The organism is Streptomyces sp. NPDC001194 (genome assembly GCF_042896985.1).
GTDB lineage: Bacteria > Actinomycetota > Actinomycetes > Streptomycetales > Streptomycetaceae > Streptomyces.
On sequence record NZ_JBIAXU010000010.1, the window covers coordinates 54,119 to 74,572 of the forward strand.

General features: G+C 74.9%; 20 protein-coding genes. 2 read left to right on the forward strand and 18 right to left on the reverse strand.

The genetic code is table 11. The features are described 5' to 3' along the window. Nucleotide 1: 1 nt before the first annotated feature. Genes ACFY1T_RS20980 through ACFY1T_RS21030 form a run of 11 tightly spaced genes read right to left on the reverse strand, consistent with a single transcriptional unit; the run spans nucleotide 2 to nucleotide 11,311 of the window. Complete coding sequence (locus ACFY1T_RS20980) at nucleotides 2–1,573, reverse strand: hypothetical protein (RefSeq protein ID WP_390789459.1); 1,572 nt, start codon at nucleotides 1,571–1,573, stop codon at nucleotides 2–4. After that, complete coding sequence (locus ACFY1T_RS20985; RefSeq protein ID WP_390789460.1) at nucleotides 1,570–2,235, reverse strand: phage baseplate assembly protein V; 666 nt, start codon at nucleotides 2,233–2,235, stop codon at nucleotides 1,570–1,572. The genes ACFY1T_RS20980 and ACFY1T_RS20985 overlap by 4 nt, the downstream gene beginning before the upstream one ends. Beyond that, nucleotides 2,235–3,320 (reverse strand): phage late control D family protein, encoded by a 1,086-nt coding sequence (locus tag ACFY1T_RS20990; protein ID WP_390789461.1) that lies wholly within the window; start codon nucleotides 3,318–3,320, stop codon nucleotides 2,235–2,237. The genes ACFY1T_RS20985 and ACFY1T_RS20990 overlap by 1 nt, the downstream gene beginning before the upstream one ends. Continuing rightward, nucleotides 3,313–3,495, reverse strand: coding sequence for a hypothetical protein (locus ACFY1T_RS20995; protein ID WP_390789462.1), 183 nt, complete (start codon nucleotides 3,493–3,495; stop codon nucleotides 3,313–3,315). The genes ACFY1T_RS20990 and ACFY1T_RS20995 overlap by 8 nt, the downstream gene beginning before the upstream one ends. Next, nucleotides 3,492–4,826 (reverse strand): hypothetical protein, encoded by a 1,335-nt coding sequence (locus tag ACFY1T_RS21000; RefSeq protein ID WP_390789463.1) that lies wholly within the window; start codon nucleotides 4,824–4,826, stop codon nucleotides 3,492–3,494. The genes ACFY1T_RS20995 and ACFY1T_RS21000 overlap by 4 nt, the downstream gene beginning before the upstream one ends. Then, the gene (locus ACFY1T_RS21005) at nucleotides 4,823–5,407 is read right to left on the reverse strand and encodes a phage tail protein (RefSeq protein WP_390789464.1); all 585 of its coding nucleotides are present in this window, start codon (nucleotides 5,405–5,407) and stop codon (nucleotides 4,823–4,825) included. Before ACFY1T_RS21005 ends, ACFY1T_RS21000 begins: the two co-directional genes overlap by 4 nt. A gap of 1 nt (nucleotide 5,408) precedes the next feature. Then, entirely contained in the window at nucleotides 5,409–7,415 is a 2,007-nt protein-coding gene (locus ACFY1T_RS21010; RefSeq protein WP_390789465.1) for a hypothetical protein, read from the reverse strand. Next, nucleotides 7,412–7,867, reverse strand: a complete 456-nt coding sequence (locus ACFY1T_RS21015; protein ID WP_030858299.1) for a phage tail protein — start codon at nucleotides 7,865–7,867, stop codon at nucleotides 7,412–7,414. Before ACFY1T_RS21015 ends, ACFY1T_RS21010 begins: the two co-directional genes overlap by 4 nt. A 26-nt stretch (nucleotides 7,868–7,893) precedes the next feature. After that, nucleotides 7,894–9,768, reverse strand: a complete 1,875-nt coding sequence (locus tag ACFY1T_RS21020) for a phage tail sheath family protein (protein WP_390789466.1) — start codon at nucleotides 9,766–9,768, stop codon at nucleotides 7,894–7,896. Between the two features lie 23 nt (nucleotides 9,769–9,791). After that, nucleotides 9,792–10,685 (reverse strand): hypothetical protein, encoded by an 894-nt coding sequence (locus tag ACFY1T_RS21025; protein ID WP_390789467.1) that lies wholly within the window; start codon nucleotides 10,683–10,685, stop codon nucleotides 9,792–9,794. Then, nucleotides 10,682–11,311 (reverse strand): DUF4255 domain-containing protein, encoded by a 630-nt coding sequence (locus ACFY1T_RS21030; protein ID WP_390789468.1) that lies wholly within the window; start codon nucleotides 11,309–11,311, stop codon nucleotides 10,682–10,684. Before ACFY1T_RS21030 ends, ACFY1T_RS21025 begins: the two co-directional genes overlap by 4 nt. 133 nt (nucleotides 11,312–11,444) lie before the next feature. Between ACFY1T_RS21030 and ACFY1T_RS21035 the strand changes: the two genes are divergently transcribed. Beyond that, the gene (locus ACFY1T_RS21035; RefSeq protein ID WP_390789469.1) at nucleotides 11,445–12,353 is read left to right on the forward strand and encodes a hypothetical protein; all 909 of its coding nucleotides are present in this window, start codon (nucleotides 11,445–11,447) and stop codon (nucleotides 12,351–12,353) included. 18 nt (nucleotides 12,354–12,371) lie between these two features. Here the strand turns inward: ACFY1T_RS21035 and ACFY1T_RS21040 are convergent, their stop codons facing one another. After that, entirely contained in the window at nucleotides 12,372–12,539 is a 168-nt protein-coding gene (locus ACFY1T_RS21040; protein ID WP_390789470.1) for a hypothetical protein, read from the reverse strand. 59 nt (nucleotides 12,540–12,598) lie between these two features. Then, nucleotides 12,599–13,270, reverse strand: coding sequence for a LysR family transcriptional regulator (locus ACFY1T_RS21045; RefSeq protein ID WP_390789471.1), 672 nt, complete (start codon nucleotides 13,268–13,270; stop codon nucleotides 12,599–12,601). A gap of 135 nt (nucleotides 13,271–13,405) precedes the next feature. Between ACFY1T_RS21045 and ACFY1T_RS21050 the strand changes: the two genes are divergently transcribed. Beyond that, entirely contained in the window at nucleotides 13,406–13,900 is a 495-nt protein-coding gene (locus ACFY1T_RS21050; protein WP_390789472.1) for a cupin domain-containing protein, read from the forward strand. Nucleotides 13,901–13,948: 48 nt separating this feature from the next. Here the strand turns inward: ACFY1T_RS21050 and recQ are convergent, their stop codons facing one another. From recQ to ACFY1T_RS21075, 5 genes are all read right to left on the reverse strand, one after another. Next, nucleotides 13,949–15,949, reverse strand: coding sequence for a DNA helicase RecQ (gene recQ, locus ACFY1T_RS21055; RefSeq protein WP_390789473.1), 2,001 nt, complete (start codon nucleotides 15,947–15,949; stop codon nucleotides 13,949–13,951). Nucleotides 15,950–16,012: 63 nt separating this feature from the next. Next, on the reverse strand, nucleotides 16,013–16,525 hold the full coding sequence (locus ACFY1T_RS21060) for an O-acetyl-ADP-ribose deacetylase (protein ID WP_390789474.1): 513 nt from the start codon (nucleotides 16,523–16,525) through the stop codon (nucleotides 16,013–16,015). Then, a complete protein-coding gene (locus tag ACFY1T_RS21065; protein WP_390789475.1) occupies nucleotides 16,525–17,943 on the reverse strand; it encodes a phytoene desaturase family protein in 1,419 nt (472 codons plus the stop codon). The genes ACFY1T_RS21060 and ACFY1T_RS21065 overlap by 1 nt, the downstream gene beginning before the upstream one ends. 97 nt (nucleotides 17,944–18,040) lie before the next feature. Continuing rightward, nucleotides 18,041–18,865: an inositol monophosphatase family protein gene (locus ACFY1T_RS21070; protein ID WP_390789476.1), complete on the reverse strand. Its 825-nt coding sequence runs from the start codon at nucleotides 18,863–18,865 to the stop codon at nucleotides 18,041–18,043. An 87-nt stretch (nucleotides 18,866–18,952) separates the two neighbouring features. Continuing rightward, nucleotides 18,953–20,452 carry an NCS1 family nucleobase:cation symporter-1 gene (locus ACFY1T_RS21075; protein WP_390789477.1) on the reverse strand — a complete coding sequence of 500 codons (1,500 nt, stop codon included), beginning with the start codon at nucleotides 20,450–20,452 and terminating at the stop codon, nucleotides 18,953–18,955. Nucleotides 20,453–20,454: the final 2 nt, after the last annotated feature.

A 20,454-nucleotide genomic window follows, 5' to 3' on the forward strand; every position in this document is an offset into this window, starting at 1 on the left:
CTCATCCCCCTTCGCACAGCGGGTCGTTCACCGGTGGCTCCGGCCGGGGCGGTACCGGGACCGGGGCGGTGGCGGGCGGGGTGACCAGGTCCACCAGGTCGTCGAGGTCGTCCTGGGCGAAGGAGCCGCTCGCGTCCTTCAGGCGGGCGCCCGCGCCCTTGGCGGCGAGGAGTTCGTCGAAGGCGTCGGTCTGCGCCTGCCCCATGTCCGCGAGTGTCCTGGTGCCGTCGAAGAAGGCCTTGAGCGCGGCGGCCGCCTCCAGCGAGGGCGGCAGGCAGAAGCGCAGGGCGAGCAGCCACCACAGCTGGAAGAGGAAGACCACGATCGGCAGGAAGAGGCTGAACACGAAGAAGGCCACGATCATGAAGATCTCGAGGGCGAAGGTGCAGGTCCGCGAGGCGGTGCCGCCCACCGAGCCGCCCCGGGGCGTACCGCCGCCCGGGTCGAAGGACAGCTGCGAGCCGGGCGGGCTGGTGATCGCGACCCCGCCGGGTGCGGGCGGTGCGGCCGCCCGGGCGGCCACCGCCCGCAGGTCGGGCATGGTGATGGAGGTCTTCCGGTTCTTGGTGCCCTCGGGGTCGAAGAACGGTGCGAGCCGGAACGGCTCGGTGGGTTTGCTCCACGAGATCTGCGGCGGGCAGTGCTCGTGCCCCGGCCGCGGGGTGCGGCGTACGAAGCAGCGCAGTTCGTAGACGGAGCGTTCGTCCAGCTTGGGGGCGCCCCGGTCGTCGTGGTCGGCGGAGGAGGTCGGCACGACCCCGAACCACAGCGACCGCTGCGGCGGGGGCGTTGCGTGCGCGCAGTCACCCGAGCGGGCGGGCAGCCGCCACATCGGCAGCTCCTGCTCCCGGTCCTCGGGGAGGCCGGCAACCGGGGGCTCGCCGAGCTTGCGCCAGCGGCCGCCCGCGGGCCCGGCCATCCAGGCCTGGGTCTCCTTCTTCAGGTCGACCTTGTCGAGGAGTTCGCGGTGCGCGTCCTCGAAGGCCGTGCGGTGGGCGAGATCGGCCCACAGCACGTCGCGGGCCTCCGAGAGGTACGGGCCCGACTCCGTCGCCGTGCGGTTCCCGGCCGCGCGCAGCTCCGCCGTCAGCCTGCGGGAGAGCGTGCGCAGCACCTTGGGCGGCGCGTCCATCTCCACGTGGCGCCGGCGCATCACGAATCCCACCTCCAGCCCTTCGGCGGACTGCGGGCGCGGCAGCCCGGGCCGGTCGCAGAAGAGCTCGACGACGACCGCGTAGAACCGCTCGTGGCTGGGCTGGTAGAGCTTGCGCAGCCGGGTGCGGACCAGCCGGTGGGTGGCGAACCGGGCGCGGCCCGGACCCCGGTCGGCGAGGTCCACGGGCACCGGGTAGGACCAGACGTCCTCGTCGGGGTCGAAGCGCAGCGAGTCGCGCGGATCGGCCACGAGGGCCCGTACGAACTCGGCCGAGGCGTACTTCTGCAGCGCGGGGGCGTGTGCCGAGGGGTCGAAACGGTCGAAGTGGCCGCGTTCGCAGGCGTACCAGGGGGCGAGGACCTTGAAACCGTGCCCCGCGTGCTCCGCGTGTCCTGCGGGCTCCGCCGCGGCGGTCACCAGATGTTCCCGGCGCCGGGGGTGTAGGCCGGGGAGATCACCACTTGCTCGGTGACCAGCGTCCCGCATTTCACCAGCCCGCTGAAGGTCGACAGCGGGGCGTTCACCGCCACCATGGGCGCCTTGACGTCGACGGACACGTTCGCCCGGACCTCCACCGCGGTCGGCGTCAGCCGCACCACACAGCCCCCGCCGTGCCGGATCGTCACCTGCTGGGTGGCGTCGTCGAGGGTCACCTCGTGTCCGGATGCCATCGTGATCCGCACCTTGGCCGCGCCCGGGGTGTCGTCGAACTCCAGCCTGCTGTCCGCCCTCGACCGCAGCGTGCGCAAGTCGTTGGCGTCCTGCGGCTCGTGCGGCAGGGCGGCACGGCCGTTCCAGGCCGCGCCGAGGACGTAGGGGCGGCGCGGGTTGCCCGCCTCGAAGGCGACGACGACCTGGCTGCCCACCTCGGGCAGCACCAGCAGGCCCTGCTCGTCGTCGGCGTACGGGGAGCAGAGCGTGGCCCAGGCGCGTACGTCGCGGTCCCCGTCCGCGCCCAGCCAGGGGAAGCGGACCTCCACCCGGCCGAGCCGCTTCTCGTCCACGATGTCGGTGACGAACGCCGGGTAGACGCCGAAGTATCCGGGGGCCGAGCCGTCCGCGGGAGCGGGCAGGGACATCACACCACCTCGTTCATGCTGGAGCGTTCGGCGTCGAAGCGGGTGCGGAAGCCGTGGTCCGCGTCGAAGGTGTGCCTGATCCGGGTGACCGTGTACCCCTCCCCCTCGAAGGGGGCGCCGACGGAGCGCAGGGTGAGCGCGCCGCCGACGACGAGGTCGGGACTGCCGTTGGTGGTGCCCGCCGCCGTCACGAACCGGCGGCCTCGGCGCAGCATTTCGGCGCGCGCCCAGGCCCCGGCCTCCTCGGCGGTCAGGGCGGCCTCCCGGACGCGCAGGCCGGTGGCGGGGCCGAGGGCCCGGGCGAGGACCCTGGCCCCGGTGCGGCCGCCGGCCGTCTCCGCCTCGACGACTTCGGGGCCGGCCCGTTCGTCGACGACCTCGCGCCGTTCGGCGTCGTACCCGGTGACGGCCACCTCGCCGCGCTGGTGGGCGAGGTCGGCGCAGAGCCGGACCGACATGAGCTCGCCGCCGTGGACGAGGGTCTGCGGGACCGTGCCGCGGCTGCCGCGGGGGCGGAAGTGCAGGGTGCGGCCGGTCGCCCACAGTTCGGCCTGGACCAGCCTGGCCCGTTCCCGCAGGAACGCGAGGTCGCTCTGGTTGAGCTGCTGCAGGACGTCGTAGCGGGGCCCGGGGACGTCCGCGTCGGCGGCGAGCCCGTGCTCGCGCGCCACCTCCTCGGCGACCGCCGCGTCGGTGGTGTCGTGGTAGGTACGCGTCCGGCGGGTCATGCGCAGCCGCATGAGCGCGTCCTCGGCGTGGACGAGGACCAGCGGCGGTTCCCCGTCGCCCAGGACGAGTTCGAGGCCGGAGACGACGCCCTCGAAGACGTACCGCTGGTGCGACGGCGGGCCGAGGGCCACCTTCAGCGCGCTGCCGAGGCCGACCGTGGACCCGTCGAGGTGCCGCAGCCGGTCCTGGGGGCCCTTGGCTCCGGCGCCGACGGCGAGGAAGTACCCGCGCAGGGTGCGCAGTCCCTCGACGCCTTCGGCGACCTCCAGGCGTACGCAGTCCCGCGCGAGGTCCCTGACCAGGGAGCCGCCGACCTCGAAGACGGGTGACACGGTCGCGATGGCCGCCTCAGTCATCGAAGCCCTCCGCCGCGACGCGGGCGGCGAGCCAGGCGGCCCGTTCGCAGGCTTCACGGTGGTGTTCGGCGGCCGCCCACCTCCCGCCGGCCCGGTCCGGTCCGGCGGCGGGCGGGGCGGCGCCGCCCGCGGCCGGCACGACGTCGGTGTGCAGCTCTCCGATGTACACGCTCATGGCGGGCCTCCTCGCGGTGTCCACCTCAGGGTGGTCGGGCCCGCGTCACGGTCGCGTTGCCCGCAGTCGGCGGCGGCCCGGCCGGGGGCGGCGGGCGGCAGCCGCTCCCAAGGGGCGGCTCCCGGGTCGGGCGGCGGGATCTCCTCGCGCCGGGCCCGGTCGGCGAGGCTGCGGGCGCCGCCGGCCCGGACCTCGGCGAGGGTCGCGGGGTCGGCGCGGGCCCGCAGCGGTACGCCCCGGCCGTAGCCGAGGGAGCGGCGGTCGGGCTCGGGCGGCGGGGCGTACCCGGCCGGGCCCTGCGGCCGGCCCGGCCCGCGGACGGGCGGGCCCGCCGCCGTGGCCGGCACCTCGAAGCTCTGCCGGGCCCGCGCGGTGGCGGTGTCCACGGCCGCGCCGGCCACGATGTCCGCCGCTGCGGCGATGCCGCCCGCCGCGCCGAGGACGAAGCCGGCGGGCGCCGGGTCCGCCCCGGGCCCCCCGCCGGTGCCCAGCGCGGCGGCCAGGCCCCCGGCCGAGGTCGGTGCGGCGTCCCCGGCGTAGCCCGTGCGGAGCCCGGTCCCCGCCGCGGCCGCGAACCCCGCCGAGACCTCCGCGCCCAGCTGGACGGCGGCCCCCGCCGCCAGGGTCAGCGGACTGTCGAGCCCGCTCATCGCGCCGCGCCAGGCCGCCGGGTCCAGCCCGAGCCGGGACAGCAGCTGCTGGGCGGACTCCCCCTCCCGGGCCTGGACGACCTGCCGGGGCCGGCTGGTGCCGGCCGTACCGGGCGCGGCTCCGGTGCGCCGGTCGCCGGCTTCGGTGGCGGTGCGGGCGTCGCGGGTGCCGGGGCCCTCGTCGTGTGCCTGGTACGCGAAGTTCTGCTCGACGATGGTCACGCCCACCTTGGCCCGCAGCGGGGTCCCGTCCGGGGCGAAGTGGTCGAGCTCCTCGGTGACCTGCGTGACGATGCCGTTGTAGCGCAGGGTGCCCCAGACGAAGCGGACGGCCGGCGGCGGGTCGCTCGTCTTCTCGGGCGGTTCGACGAACTGCCGTACCAGGGCGGTCCAGCGGCGCACGTCCACGTACTGTCCGCCGCCGCGCTGCTCGGCGGTGTCGAATTCCAGGTCGAAGGCGAGGGTCGAGCCCTCCTGGGCGGGGTGCTGGACCTTCTGGCTCTTCGTGGTGGCCCCGCCCCGGTCCACGTTGTTGTTGCGGCTGATGCGCAGCGTGGCCGGGTTGAACTGGACGGCCAGGGGCCGGCTGCCCTCGGCCTCCTTGACCAGCGGCGGCCGGTCCTTCCCCGGCTGGGCGGTCACCGTGAGCCGCTGCAGGGTGGCGTGCACCAGGGCGGTCACGGGGTCCGCTCCAGGCGCAGGCCCTCGTGGGCGATGTGCAGTTCCTCCACGGCTATCTCCCCCGTCCTGGCGTTGAGCGTCGGTCCGGTGATCTTCAGCGGCAGTCCGCGGACGAACGTCCAGTGCGCGACCACCCGCCGGCCGGCCGGGTCCAGCACCTCCACGTCGCCGTCGTAGCGGGGCACGGGGGCGCCGCCGGCGACCATGCCGTGCAGCCAGTCCCACAGGCTCGTGTCGGCGCTCCCGCCGTCGGCGGCGACGAGCATGCCGCGTTTGAGGACGAGCGGCTGGAGCCTGACCCGCCCGACCCGGCGTACGACCTCGTCGTTGGCGCCGCCTTGCAGGTACTCGCGTACGTCGGCTTCCAGGGCCAGCCCCGCGCACTCCTGGAAGCCTCCGTCGCCGAGCCGGCCGGGGGCCGCGTCCGCGGCGCCCGGGAGGACCGCGGCCGGGCCGGGGGCGCCGGCCTCGGACGGCGGGCGGGGGATGTCGGGCGGGGGTGCGGCGGTCCGGCCTGGCGTGGCACTGCGGGTCAGCCGCACCCGGAAGCGGAAGGTCTGCACGAGCTCGGGCACGCTCACCTCAGGTCACCGCCACGGAGCCGTCGGCGTCCTGCGCGATCCGCAGGACGAGGTACTCCAGCGGCTGGGCCGGGGCCACGCCGATCTCGGCGACGAGCCGTCCGAGCCCCTGCGACCAGCCGGGGTTGAGGCGCTCGTCGCACCGTACGAAGAATGCCTCGTCCTCCGTGTCCCCGGCGAACGCCCCGCCGCGGTACAGCCCCCGCAGCAGCTGGACGACGGCTGCGCGCAAGGCGTCCCGCAGCTGCGGGGTGTGCGGTTCGAAGGCCAGCGCCTGCGCCTGCCGGTCCAGCACGAGCCGGAGCATGGTCATCAGCCGGCGCACGCTGAGCTGGCGGTGGTCGGGGTCCCGGGAGAGGGTGCGGGCCGAGGCGAGCCGGTAGCCGTCGCGCTCGGCGCGGAACACGTCGATGCCGAGCAGGTGCAGCTCGTCGCAGTCGGCCGCGCCGAGCCGCTGTGCGGCGGTCACGGCGTCGGCGGCCAGGGCGTTGGCCGGGCCCCAGGGAAGTCCCAGGCTCCGCTCGCGCTCGGCGATGATCCCCGCGGCGAACCCGCAGGGCGGTACGTGCACGGCCCGGCGGTCCGGGTCCTCGGGCGCGACGACCCCGAGCCAGGGGTGGTACGCGGCGGCGTACGAACTGTCGAAGGCGGCCCGCCAGCGGGCGACGGCCCGCACGGGGAGCCCCGGCGGCACGTCGAGGAGGGCGACGAACCGGCGCTGGCGCTCCGCGAGGGCGACGAGCCGCTGCTGGCGCCGCAGGATCTCGGGCAGTTGCGCGCCGGTGTCCAGCAGCAGGGCGCGCGGCCGGGCCGGGTGCAGGGTCGTGGGGGCGGGCGGCGGCGGGCAGGGCGCGAAGGAGCCGCCGAGCTCCCGCGTCGGGGTCTCGGTGGTGGGGACGGACTCGCCGTACTGCCAGAGCAGATCCGGTACGCAGAGCAGCGCGACCTCGGTGACCAGCGCCATCCGGTCCATGCCGACGACCTGCCCCGGCACGGCTTCCTCGGCGCCCTCGAAGCCGCCGACGGGCAGCAGTTCGGCGGGGACCGTCCCCTGGAAGCTGTCGCCGCCGATGGCCCCGTAGCGGTCGGCGCCGGGTCGGACGGGCCGGGAGAGGGCGGGGCCCAGGTACCCGTCCGGCGGGAGCAGCGCCCCGGGCCACGGCCCGTCGGGGGCCACCAGCAGGGATTCGGCGGCCAGTACGGAGGCGGCGTACCGGGGGTGCGCGGGGCCCAGCCCGAGCTCCGCGAACCGCTCCAGGCGGGGGTGGGCCGGGTCCGCGTCGGCCACGGTGACGGTGGCGGTGACGATCTCGGCCTCGACGGCCGGCGATCGGGAGCCGCGGCCGGCCGCGCCGCCGTCCGGCGGCCGGTCCAGGACCGCGACGCGGCCGCGCAGCCCGTACGCGTCCTGCCGTTCGGCCAGTTCGAGGACGCGGAAGAAGCTCCCGGAGGCCGGCAGCCCCGGCGCCCGTACCCGCAGCACGGAGCCGGCCGGCGGGGTGCGTCCCTCGGGCAGGGCCAGCTCCCGGCCGCTCGCGGCGGCCTCGAACTGTCCGGAGCCGGTGAACTCCCAGCGCACCGAGAGCCGCCCGCCCCAGCTTCCCTCGTCCCGGGCGCGCAGCCCGATCGCGCAGGGCGTTCCGCGGCCCGGGTCGGCGCCGGGCGCGTCCGCGCGGGCCAGTGTGGTCCGGTGCAGGGCGCGGGCCTCCTCGGCGGCGGGATGCCGGCCCCGCGGCAGCGGCGACACCCGCAGTACGTGGGCCCGGACCCCGCCCTGGGCGAAGAAGGCCCGTACCGCGTACGGCAGCAGCCCGGGTCCCTCGAAGCCGCCGAAGTACCGCTGGTAGTCGGTCCAGCGGTCGACGGCGACCGGCTCGTCGACGGGCCCGCGGGGTGCCACGCCGACGAAGCCCGCGATGTCCAGGCGCACGGGCCGGAAGGAGGGCGCCGCCCGCGCCCCGTCCCGGTGGACCCCGGGCGCCCCGAGGCCCGGTCCGGCGGGGCTCACAGCGACTGGAAGTCGATGCGTTCGGCGACGAGGTGCAGTTCCTCCATCGCGACCTCTCCGCCCCCCTTGCCCGTGAGGGTGGGGCCGACCCACTTCTTGGGCTGGGCGGCGCGCAGCACCCAGGCGCAGACCGGCTGCCGTCCCTCGTCGTGGAGGGTGACGGTGACGGTGCGGGCGTCGTACTCGCCCTCGCGGGTGGCCTTGATCCAGTTGAAGAGGCGCAGATCGCCGATGATGCCGCGTTTGAGGGTGACGTCGTTGGTCGTGTTGGTGTTGGCGATCTTGCGGACGTGGTTCTCGGGGTCGTTGCCGTTGCGGTACTCGGAGAACTTCACCTCGTTGCCGGCTCCGCTGAAGTCGGAGAAGCCGCCGGCGATCTGGTCCTCGCCGCCGGTGTCGCCGAGTTTGACGAGGAAGTTGAAGGCTCCGTAGGGGTTGTTGCGCGTGGCCATGGGGGGTGTCTCCCGTTCTGCGGGCGTCAGCCTCGCTGTGCGTCGGCCGTGAACTGTCCGATGCGGAACACGACGAACTCGGCCGGGTAGGTGGGTGCCACCCCGATCAGGCAGATCAGCCGGCCGTTGTCGAGGTCGTTCTGGGTCATGGTGGTGCGGTCGCAGCGGACGAAGAAGGCCTCCTCGGGCTTGGTGCCGAGCAGGGCCCCGGTCCGCCAGACGGTGATCAGGAAGTCCTCGACGGTCTGCCGTACGGAGGCCCACAGCCGCTCGTTGTTCGGCTCGAACACCGCCCACTGGGTGGACTTCTCGATGGAGTGCTCCAGGTAGATGAAGAGCCGGCGCACGTTGACGTACTTCCACTCCGGGTCCGAGCTCATCGTCCGGGCGCCCCACACCCGCCGGGCCCGGCCCTCGAAGAAGCGCAGGGCGTTGACGCCCTCCGGGTTGAGCACGGACTGCCGGTCGTAGGTCACGTTGGCGGTGAAGTCGTTGATGCCGAGGAGGACTTCGTTGGCCGGGGCCTTGTGCACCCCGCGCTCCACGTCGCTGCGGGCGTAGATCCCGGCGACGTACCCGGAGGGCGGCACGTCGATCACGGGCGGCGGCGCGCCGGGGTCGGGGCGGCGGCTCGGATCGGTGATCCGTACCCAGGGGTAGTAGAGCGCGGCGTACTTGGTGTCGAACTGGGCCCGGAAGCGGCGCACTTCGGAGATCGAGCTGTCGCGGGGCGGGTCGACGATCGCCATCCGGTAGCGCAGCCGCTCGCAGTGCCCGATGAGGAGGTCGACGGCGGTCTTCTGCTCGGCGGCGGGCAGGGTGACGGTGTCCGGGAGGGCGACGATGGCGATGTCGTCGATCTCGGCGAGCGCGCCGAGCCCTCGGGCGGGATCGGTGAGGCTGTCCGGATTGGCCTCCTTGCCGCCGAGGTCCTGCGCGGTCGGCTCCAGTCCGTCGCCGCCGCGGGTCAGGTGGACGCCGGGCTGTCCGAGGCCGAGCAGGGCGGCGAGCCGGGCGCCGGGGAGCGCCGGCGGCGCTCCGGGCGCGGGCTTCACCGTGTCCAGCCAGACGAGGGAGAACTCGTCGGCCGGATCGGCGGCTTGCAGCACGTTGCCCACCGAGCGCGGGTGCCGGTCGTCGAGTTCCAGCTCGTTGTACACGTCGACGCGCTCGCCCAGGCGCACGGTGACGGCCAGGGTCAGGTGGAACGCGGCGGTTCCGGCCGCGACGGGCTCGAAGTCGCCCTGGGGGTTCAGGTATCCGAGGACCCCGTCGGGACGGCGGACGACGGTCCTGACGTTGGCGGGCGCCGGCGGCGTGCCGTCGGGCGGGGAGGGCGCGTTCCCGCCGCTCAGCGGGAGGACCTCCACGGCGGCGCCCGCCTGTACGCCGGTGAGCCGGGGCACTCCGTCGGCGCCGGAGATCAGGATGTTCTTGCCGCGCCGGAAGGTCACCGCCACGGCGATCCGGGCACCGGCGGAGCCCGGCCAGCGGGCCCGCCAGTACAGCAGCGGTGTGCCCGTCGCCGGGACGGCCAGGGAGGCGAAGTTGGCGTCGACGGCGGGCGGCGCGTCCTCGGCGGCGCCCGTACGGACGAAGGGGAAGACCCGGGAGACGTAGAGGCGGCGCCCGCCGTTGGCGAAGAAGGCCCGGGCCGCCAGGGCGAGCCGGCAGTCCTCCTCGCCGATCTTCAGCCCGCCGAAGGCCCGTTCGTACTCGGTGTAGCTCGTGACCAGCGCCGGTCCCGGCAGCACGGTGGGACCGCCCGGCAGGAGGTAGGGCACCGGTCCGTACTCGGTGCGCCCCGCCATGCCGAACGTGCTGGTCGGCACTCCCTCGATGGACCGTGATCGGAAGCTGGTCTCCTCGACGTAGACGCCGGGGGTCAGGTACTCGGGCATGTACGGGTCTCCTCGGTCACGGGTCAGGCGGGTACGTGCGGCAGGTCGGCGGCGTGGACCACCCGGCCGACGGTGAGGGAGCGGACGGTGTCGGCGGCGGCGGTGCGGTAGCCGGCCGGGCGGGCGGTGCCGCGCAGCACCGCGTTGTCGAGGTCCTGCGGCCGGGGCGGGTTGGCGCTGCGCTCGACGGTCTCCGCGACGAGGTCGGCCGGCGGGTCGTCCGGCGCACCGGTCGGCGGGTCGGGGGCGTGGGTGCGCAGCGCGACGGCGAACCGCGAGGGCGGCGGGTACGCGAGGGCCCCGACCCCGTCGATGAGCAGCAGCACCTGGCCGTGCTCGTCGCCGTGGGCCCAGCCGAGCGGGACTCCGCCCGGCCCGAAGGCGTCCACCCGCGGCCAGCGCACGGGGGTGGCGGCGGCGTCCGGGCGGACAACGCGCAGCCGCAGGCCGGTCGTGCCCTGCGGGACCGGGTAGGCGGGACCGGGCAGCAGCCAGGGGAGCAGCAGCCGGGCGTCGGCGCGGACGTGGGGGGCGGTGGGCGGCCGCTCGTCGGCGCCGGAGACTTCGGCGCGGGTCCACAGCGGTACGGTGAAACGGCGCGGTATCCAGCGGCGGGCGGGGTCTTCGACCCGTACGGTGACGGCGGCCGGGAGGCCGCCCGCGGTGGTGTGCCGCAGGACGAACCCGGTGGCGCCGTGCCCTTCGAGCGGGCGGACCCGGTCCTGCGGGCGGCGCGGCCGGCGTCCCGGTACGGGCTCGTCCTCCCGGCCCACGCGCAGCCCCGGCCCGGCGGCGGCCCGGCTCCGGGCGTCCAGGGGCCGTACGGCCAGCGCGAGCCGGTGCAGTACGTCGACCGGACCGGCCTCCACGGCGATCCGCCGGTCCGCCCCGGCGGAGCCCGCCGTCCCCGGCGTCATCGCAGCGGCTCCGCCGACGACCCGGCCGATGCCCCGGACGCCCCCGCCGACGACCCGGCGGCGACCACGGTGACCTCGCCCGCGGCGGGGCCGGCCGGCCCGTCGATGCGGACGACCCGGGCGACGTACGGCAGGCAGAGCCGGTAGTCGGTGGTCATCGCCTGGAAGGCCTCGCTCATCGAGTCCATCGCCAGCTCGTCGGGGACGATCTGCACCGAGTCCCCGGCGAGCCAGTCCCCGCTCGGGTGCAGCAGCGGCCCGGTGAACACTCCCTCGCTCTCCAGGATCCGGGCGGCCAGCCCGAGCCATTCGAGCTCCGCCTCCACGAACCGGTCCCAGGCGGCGATCATCAGGTGCATCCGCAGCGGCAGCCGGGGCAGCCCGTCCTGCGCGGCCATCGCCGCCAGCGCGGGCCGGGTCTCGCGGTCGATGCTCAGGCGGTAGCAGTAGACGGAAACCGCCGGATTGCGGATGACGGATCCGGGGGTGTCCACCTTGTCGAAGTCGACGGGCCCGGCGAGGACGGCCTCCGGGCGGCGCCCCGCCGGGATCTCCTCGGCGAAGCGCCGGTTGAGCAGCGCGACGACGCTGCGCCCCACGGCGGCGAGTGCCCGGTATCCAGCCATGGGCCGATGCTGCGGCCCGTCCCGTCACGGGCGCGTTGCGCGGGCCGCGGGCGGCGATGGCCGGGCGACGAACCGGTGACACCGCCCGGCCCACACTCGGGTGCGCCTGCCCCCTCACCCAGGAGAGCCCACCATGAGCAGCACCGCGCACCACCCCCCGGCCGCCGGCACGGGCGGCTGCGATCCCGGCGCGATCGACGAGCTCGCCTGCGTCGCCGCGGGCATCCAGCGCCGGGCCGAGGTCACCCAGCAGCACGTGCCCCAGCTGCGCGAGTTCCAGGAGAAGTTCAACACCGCCCGGACCGAGTACACCAAGGCCCGGCTGGCCGCGAGGACCGATCTCGACGAGGCGGCGGCGACACTCGCCAAGGTCCGCGAGCAGATCCGCTGCCGGGTCACCCACGAGCAGCGCCACTGCCTGCAACAGGCCGTCGACAAGGTCTTCGAGGAGATCCGGCGCTGCACGGGCGGCCGGGGCTGCTGCGTGGACGACTGCGGGTGCGATTTCGACGACGCGGTCGGCCGGGAGGACACGGTCGCCACGCTGGCGGCGCGCATCGCCCGGTACACGGCGGACACCACGAAGGCCGCGGCCTGTTTCACCGACCTGGACGGGGAGCTGACGGCGCTGCCGGAACGCGCGGCGAAGGTCAGGACGGACGCGGCCCAGCTGCTGGCGGACGTCTGCGACGCGGTCCTGGGCAAGGACGTCGTACGCCTCTACGCGCGCCTGCTGGTGCTGCTCCGCCGCAGCGCGGAGGCCTGGCGGGGCTTCGCCACGGTCTCCGAGTTCGTCGACTGCCTCTGCAAGGCCCTGCTGTGCGTGTTCAGGGGCTGGCAGGCGATCGCCGTGCTGGAGGGCGCCCGCGCCGAGCTGCTGTGCAAGGAGGAGACGCGGAGGAAGGCGTGCGAGCGCAAGCAGAAGGAGACGGTCGAGGAGGCGATGGCGGAGTACACCCGGCTGTGCCCGCCGTGCGCCGCGCACTCCGACGAGGCCGAAGAGGAGGATCCGGACGAGGACCGTACCGCCGACGCGGCCTGATCCCCCCTGACCGGGGTCTCAGCCGTGCGGACCGGCGGGCCCGGGCTCCGGTGCGGGAGCGGGGGCGGCCGCGGCCGCCAGCAGCTGGCGCAGCGCCGGTCCGGGAGGCCCCGGCAGCACCGCCAGGTACGTCGTCAGGGCCGGCCGGGTCAGCGGCCGTATCGCGGTGCGCGGCAGCCTCGGCACCGGCCCGACCTCGTAGAACACCGTCCAGGACGGGGCCAGGGGGCTCTCGCCGATCGAGGTCAGCGTGGCGAGCAGGTCGGTGAAGGGCGGCCCGGCCGGTGCCGCGGCCAGCGGGGCGACCAGGTCGTGGAAGGGGGGTTGTCCTCGCGCGCGGCCAGCCGCAGCGGCAGGTGCGCCAGCTGCTCCGGGGCCAGTTCCTCGGCGGCGGCCAGCGGATGCCCGCCCGGCAGGGCCGCGTACAGCCGGTCCCGCCACAGCGGCAGCAGCTCCAGGCCGGGGGCGTCGGGGCGGGCCCGGACCAGTGCCGCGTCCAGCTCGCCCGCACGCACCGCCGCGAGCCGCTCGGTCACCGGCAGCCGGACCGGCCGCACCCGCAGCCCCGGTGCGCGGTCGGCGAGCTCCTCCAGCAGCCGGTAGACCCGGTCCCCCGGACCGTGCACCGTACCCAGTCTGAGCACTCCGGTCGCGCCCGCCGCGACCTCGGCGGCCACCTCCCGCGTGCGGGCGGCCGCGGCGAGCACCGCCCGCGCCTCCGGGAGCAGCCGCTCCCCGGCACCGGTGAGGCCCACCCGGCGGGTGGTGCGGGTGAACAGGACCAGGCCCAGTTCCCGCTCCAGCAGGCCGATCTGGCGGCTCACCGCCGACTGGACGGTGTGCAGCCGCTCGGCGGCCCGGCCGAAGCCCCCTTCCTCGGTGACCGCCACGAAGTACCGCAGCTGCCGCAGTTCCATCCGCGGTCCTCCCGGCGGCCCGACCCATCACGATCGGAGATCACTGTACGTGCGAAACGGCGCTGGTTCGGAGGCTGTCGCCCTGCTCGAATGGAGCGGTCGGCACGACGGACCGGAAGCGGCGGAAGGACACCGATGGGACACCGGGGACGGCTCGCGGGTACGGGCGGCGGCGCGGGTACGGGCAGCGGCGCGGCCGCGCTCGTCGTACGGGCGGGCGACGCGGAGGAGGTGCCGCTGCCGCAGGCGGGGGCCTTCCGGCTGCTGGCCGACGGCGGCGCGGCCGGAGTGAACCGGCTGAGCCTGGGCGCGGGTTCGGCCGGGGCGCCGAACCACTTCCACACCCGGTCCACCGAACTCTTCTACGTGCTCGGCGGCGCCGCCGACTTCCTGCTCGGCACGGAGGCGGTGCGGCTGACCGAAGGCGGGCTGGTCCTCGTGCCGCCGGGGCTGACGCACGCGTTCGGCGCGGCCCCCGGCGAGGGCGCCGAACTCCTCGTCGTGCTGACCCCCGGGGTGGAGCGCTTCGGCTACTTCCGGACGCTGGGGCGCATCCGGCACGGGCTGGCGCCGTTCGAGGAGCTGCTGCCCCACCAGGACCGCTACGACGTCCACTTCCCCGGGGCCTGAGTGCCCGGCCCCGGGGTGAGCGCGCGCCGCGGGGGCGTACGGGCCGGCCTACTCCCAGTCGTCCCAGGGCGGGTCCGTGTCGTCGAAGTCGAAGGGCGGTTCCTCGTCGGCGTGCGGGGCCGGGGGCTCCGGGGCCGGGTCCGGCGTTCCCGGGGCCGGGGACGCCGGGCCGGCGGCGGCGCCGGTCCCGGCCAGCGCGGCCAGGATACCCTCGGCGTACTTGGCCAGCTTCGCCTCGCCGACACCGCTGATCGTGCCGAGCTCCTCGACGGTGCCGGGCAGCCGGGTCGCGATCTCCCGCAGCGTCGCGTCGTGGAAGACCACGTACGCCGGCACGCCCTGCTCCTTCGCGGTCGCGGCCCGCCAGGCGCGCAGGGCCTCGAAGACCGGTACGGCCTCCGCCGGCAGGTCGACCGGGACCCGCCCGGCCTTCCCCGAGCCGGAGCCCGAGCCAGAGGACTTGCGGGCCGCGGGGGCCGGCGCGGCCTCCTTGCGCATCGGCACGCTGCGGCGCCCGCCCAGCACCTCACCGCTGGCGTCGGTCAGCACCAGCGTCCCGTAGTCCCCCTCGACCGCCAGCAGCCCCGAGGCCAGCAGCTGCCGTACGACCCCGCGCCACTCCGCGGTGCTCAGGTCCGCGCCGATCCCGAAGACCGACAGGCCGTCGTGGTCGAACTGGATGACCTTGGCCGTCTTCTTGCCCTGGAGGATGTCGATGATCTGGCCGGCGCCGAACTTCTGCCGCCGCTCCTTCGCGAGCCGCCACACCGTGGACATCAGCTTCTGCGCGGGGACCGTGCCGTCCCAGGACTCGGCCGGGGTCAGGCAGGTGTCGCAGTTGCCGCAGGGCCCGGCGGCCGCCTGCCCGAAGTACGCGAGCAGCCGCACCCGGCGGCACTCGACCGTCTCGCACAGGGCGAGCATGGCGTCGAGGTGCGCGGCCAGGGAGCGGCGGTGCGTCTCGTCGCCCTCGGAGCCCTCGATCATCTTGCGCTGCTGCACCACGTCCTGGAGCCCGTACGCGAGCCAGGCGGTGCCCGGCTCCCCGTCACGGCCGGCGCGGCCGGTCTCCTGGTAGTAGCCCTCGACCGACTTCGGCAGGTCCAGGTGCGCCACGAACCGCACGTCCGGCTTGTCGATGCCCATGCCGAACGCGATCGTGGCCACCACCACGACCCCGTCCTCCCGCAGGAAGCGGGCCTGGTTCGCCGCGCGCGTCCGGGAGTCCATGCCCGCGTGGTAGGCGACCGCGTCGATGCCGTGCTCCACCAGGAACGCGGCGGTCTTCTCCACGGAGGCCCGCGACAGGCAGTAGACGACTCCGGCGTCCCCGGCGTGCTCGGTGCGGATGAGTTCCAGCAGCTGCCGGGTCGGGTTGTTCTTCGGGGCGATCCGGTACTGGATGTTGGGCCGGTCGAAACTGGCCACGAAATGCCGGGCCCCGCCGCTCTCCGCCAGCCCCAGCCGGGCCGCGATCTCGGCGTGCGTGGCCTCGGTGGCCGTCGCGGTCAGCGCGATCCGCGGCACCGTGGGCCAGCGCTCGTGCAGCATCGACAGCGCCAGGTAGTCGGGCCGGAAGTCGTGGCCCCACTGGGCGACGCAGTGCGCCTCGTCGATCGCGAAGAGCGAGACCGTGCCCCGGTCGAGCAGCCGCTGGGTGCCCTCGGTCCGCAGCCGCTCGGGGGCCAGGTACAGCAGGTCCAGCTCACCGGCGAGGAAGGCCTGCTCGACGGCCTGGCGCTCGTAGGGGTCCTGCGTCGAGTTCAGGAACCCGGCCCGCACCCCGAGCGCCGTCAGCGCGTCCACCTGGTCCTGCATGAGCGCGATCAGCGGTGAGATCACCACGCCCGTACCGGCTCTGACCAGCGCCGGGATCTGGTAGCAGAGCGATTTGCCGCCACCGGTCGGCATCAGGACCAGCGCGTCCCCGCCGCCGGCCACGTGCTCGATGATCTGCTGCTGCTCGCCTCGGAAGGAGTCGTATCCGAAGACGCGGTGCAGCACCTCGAGGGCATCGGGGGTCTCGGTGGGGGCGTCGACAAGGCTCATCCCAGAAGCCTATCGACCCCCACCGACACATCCGGACGCATCGGCCGCATCCCCCGCCCCGGCCTAGCCCAGCGCCGTCGCGAAGACCGCGTACGCCTTCTCGTCGAAGAGGACGAAGCGGACCTCCTCCACGGGCTCCGCGGCGGCCGCGCGGACCGTTTCCACCGCGATCCGGGCGCCGTCGTCCATCGGCCAGCCGAAGATCCCGGTGGAGATCGCCGGGAAGGCGACCGTACGGGCGCCCAGCTCGGCCGCGACCCGCAGGGACTCGCGATAGCAGGAGGCCAGCTGCGCCGAGCGGTCCTCGTCCCGGGACCAGACCGGGCCCACCGTGTGGATCACCCACTCGGCCGGGAGCCGGCCCGCCGTCGTGGCCACGGCCCGGCCCGTCGCGAGGCCCTTGCCGTACTGCGAGGCGCGCAGCGCCCGGCAGGCGTCCAGGATCTCGGGGCCGCCGCGCCGGTGGATGGCGCCGTCCACTCCCCCGCCGCCGAGCAGCGAGGAGTTCGCGGCGTTGACGATCGCGTCCGCGTGCTCGGCCGTGATGTCGCCCTGGACGAGGGTGATGCGCACCATCAGGAGGTCCTTCTCAGGTGGCGCCAGACCGCCTTGGCCGCATTGTGACCGGACATGCCGTGCACGCCCGGGCCGGGCGGGGTGGCGGAGGAGCAGAGGAACACGGCCGGGTGGGCCGTCGCGTACGGGAACAGGGAGGGCTTGGGGCGCAGCAGCAGCTGGAGCCCGGAGGCCGCGCCGCAGGCGATGTCGCCGCCGACGTAGTTGGGGTTGCGGGCGGCCAGTTCCGGCGGGCCGGCGGTGGCACGGGCCAGCACCAGGTCGCGGAAGCCGGGGGCGAAGCGCTCGATCTGCCGCTCGACGGCTTCGGTGAGGTTGCCGCCCCAGCCCGCGGGGACGTGCCCGTACGCCCAGAACACGTGCTTGCCCTCGGGCGCCCGGCCGGGGTCCACCAGGCTGGGCTGGGCGGTGATCAGGAAGGGGTTGCGCGGGGCCCGCCCGCCGGTGGCCAGCTGGAGGGCGGCGTCGATGTCGCGGGCGCGCGGGCCGATCTGCACGGTGCCGGCCCGGCGCGGGGCCTCGGCGGTCCAGGGCACGGGGCCGGACAGGGCGTAATCGATCTTGAACGCGGCGGCGCCGTACCGGTAGCCGTCGTACGCGCGCCCCAGCCGGGCGATCCGGGCCAGTGCGGTCGGCGAGGTGTCGAAGACGTACGCCCGGGCGGGAGGCAGGTCGTCGAGGCGCTTGACCTCGAATCCGGTGTGGACCGCACCGCCCAGGTCGCGCAGGTACCCGGCGAGGGCGTCCGAGATCGACTGCGAGCCGCCGCGCGGCACGGGCCAGCCGCCGGCGTGCGCGGCGAGGGCGAAGACGAGGCCGACGGCGCTCGTGCCGATCCCGCCCAGCGGGGCGATCACGTGCGCCACGAGCCCGGCGAACAGGGCCCGCGCCCGCTCCTCGTGGAAGCGGTTCAGCAGCCAGGTGGAGGGCGGCAGTCCGGCGAGCCCGAAACGGGCCAGGGTGACGGGGTCCCGGGGCAGGGCGGTCGAGGGCAGGGACATGAAGTCCCGGGCCAGGGTGTCCCATTTGCCGAGGAAGGGGGCCACCAGCCGCCGGTACGTGCCCGCGTCGCGCGGACCGAGGGAGGCCGCCGTCTCGGAGACGGAGTGGGAGAGGACGGCGGCCGTGCCGTCGTCGAAGGGGTGCGCCATGGGCAGCGGGGCGTGCAGCCACTCCAGCCCGTACCGCTTCAGCGGCATGGTGGAGAACACCGGCGAGCCGATGCCGAGCGGGTGCACGGCCGAGCAGGGGTCGTGCCGGAAGCCCGGGAGCGTGAGCTCCTCGGTGCGGGCCCCGCCCCCGACCGTCTCCGCGGCCTCGAACACGGCCACCGAGAAGCCGCGCCGGGCCAGCTCCACGGCGGCCGTCAGCCCGTTGGGCCCCGCCCCCACCACGACCGCATCGAGAATCGACGGCACCTTGAGACTCCTTCGTCCGGCGGCGGCTCAGCTCCCAGGATATTCGCCCCGTCCACACCCGCCCCCGCCCGCGCCCGGTCCGGCGGGACGGGGGCGCCTACGCGCCGCGCAGCAGCTCGCGGATCCGGACGGCCGTGGCCTCGTCGCGTCCCACGGCGAACGGCAGCTCGTTGTCCCGGTCGACCCGGAAGGGGACCCCCGCGACGGTGCTGTGCGCCCCGCCCGCCTCGGCGACGAGCAGCAGTCCGGCCGCGTGGTCCCACGCCGAGGGCCAGGTGAAGGCGAGGCCGTCCATCTCCCCGCGGGCCACCTTGAGGTACTCCAGGCCCGCCGAGCCGCAGGGCCGGGCCGCGACCCCGGGCACGTCGAGCCGGGACAGGGCCGCCTTGTCCTCGTCGGAGGTGTACAGCGGGTGGGCCATGGCGACCCGCAGGTCGGCGCCGGGCCGCGGCGAACCGCTGTGGATCCGCTCGCCGTTGACGTACGCCCCCTGCCCGCGCACGGCGGTCGCGAGCTCCTCCAGCGCCGGGGCGAAGGTCCAGGAGGCGAGGATCTCGCCGCGGTGGGCCAGGGCGACCAGGGTGCAGAACTCCGGGTCCCCGGCGACGAACTGCCGGGTGCCGTCCACCGGGTCGACGATCCACACCGGCGCGTCGGCGCGCAGCGCCCCGTACACGGTCGGGTCGGCGTGGACCGCCTCCTCGCCGACGACGGCGGAGCCGGGCAGCAGGTGGGTCAGGGAGGCCGTGAGGTGCTCCTCGGCCTTGCGGTCGGCGACGGTCACCAGATCGTGCGGACCGCTCTTCTGGTCCACCTCGTGGTCGGCGAGCTGCCGGAATCTCGGCATGATCTCGGCCGCCGCCGCCTTGCGGATCGCTTCTTCCACTGCGGACAGGTCTTGGGCCAGGAACTCTTCGATCATGCCCCCATCACACCACGCCCGGCTGACAAACCCCACCGCCCGTCGCGTCCATTCGCCCACCTCCGGGTGGACTGCGGGTGTCGCCGGTCAGCGGGTCGGGTGCCGGCGGATCATGAGGGCCGTGTACAGGAGGAAGGACGAGGCCACGCCGACCGCCCAGCCGTAGTCGGCGAGGGGCTTCAGGAAGGGGATCAGGCCCTCCTCCGGGAAGGGGCCCTGGCCGGGGGCCGAGTGGGAGCCGCCGATGGCCAGGACGCCGCCGACCACGAAGGCCGCCACCGCACTGACGTTCCAGCCGCCCGTGTACCAGTACGGGCCGCCCTCCCGGTACAGGTCGGGCAGCGAGAGCCGGGTGCGCCGCACGACCCAGTAGTCCGCGATGAGGATGCCGGCGACCGTGCCGAGGAGGCCGCCGACCAGGCCGAGCCAGGTGTAGATGTACAGCTCGGGGGTGGAGGTCAGCTTCCACGGCATGATCAGGACGCCGACGACGCCCGTGATCAGCGCGCCCCGGCGGAAGTTGATCCGGCGGGGGGCCAGGTTGGCCAGGTCGTACGCCGGGGAGACGACGTTGGCCGCGATGTTCACCGAGATCGTCGCGACGAGCACCGTGACCAGGGCGTAGAGCAGCCCGAAGACGCTGTCGGTCTTGGAGACCAGCTCCACCGGGTCCCAGATCGGGGCGCCGTACACCGCTTCCGACCCGGAGGTGACGAACACCGACAGCAGAGCGAAGAGGGTCATCGTCGTCGGCAGCCCGAGCGTCTGTCCGAGGATCTGGCTGCGCTGGCCGGCGCCGAAGCGCGTGAAGTCGGGGATGTTGAGCGAGAGGGTGGACCAGAAGGCGATCATCCCCATGAGCGACGGGAAGAAGACCGGCCAGAAGTCCTCGCCCCAGCCGAGCTTGGACGGCTGGTCGAGCAGCTCGCCGAAGCCGCCCGCCTTGACCCCGATCCACACCAGCAGCGCCAGCGCGCCGACGATGACGAAGGGCGCGGCCCAGTTCTCGAAGCGCCGCAGGGCCTCCATCCCCCGGTAGATGATGGCGAGTTCGAGGGCCCAGAAGAGGACGAAGCACAACCACAGCGGCCAGGGCTGCCCGGCGATCTCCGCGGCGTCCTCCCAGCCGCCGAAGACCTTGCCGAGCAGGACGAAGATCCCGGACCCGCCGATCCAGGTCTGGATCCCGAACCAGGCGCAGGCCACGGCCGCCCGGATCAGGGCGGCCAGGTTGGCTCCGCGCACCCCGAACGGGGCCCGGGCCAGCACCGGGAACGGGATCCCGTACTTGGGCCCGGCGTGCCCGATGAGCAGCATCGGCACCAGCACGATGAGGTTGGCCAGCGCGATGGTGAAGACGGCCTGCTTCCAGTCCATCCCCAGGGCCACCAGCCCGGAGGCGAGCAGCCAGGAGGGGATGTTGTGCGCCATGCCGACCCACAGGGCCGTGAAGTTGTACGTCGTCCAGCGCCTGGCCTCGACCGGTACGGGGAGGAGGTCGGGGTTGGCGAAGCGGCCGTCGGAGGGGACCTCGCCGGGAGCGAGCTCGACGCGGTCCCGGGTGTCGCCGATCGTGTGGTCCGGCATGT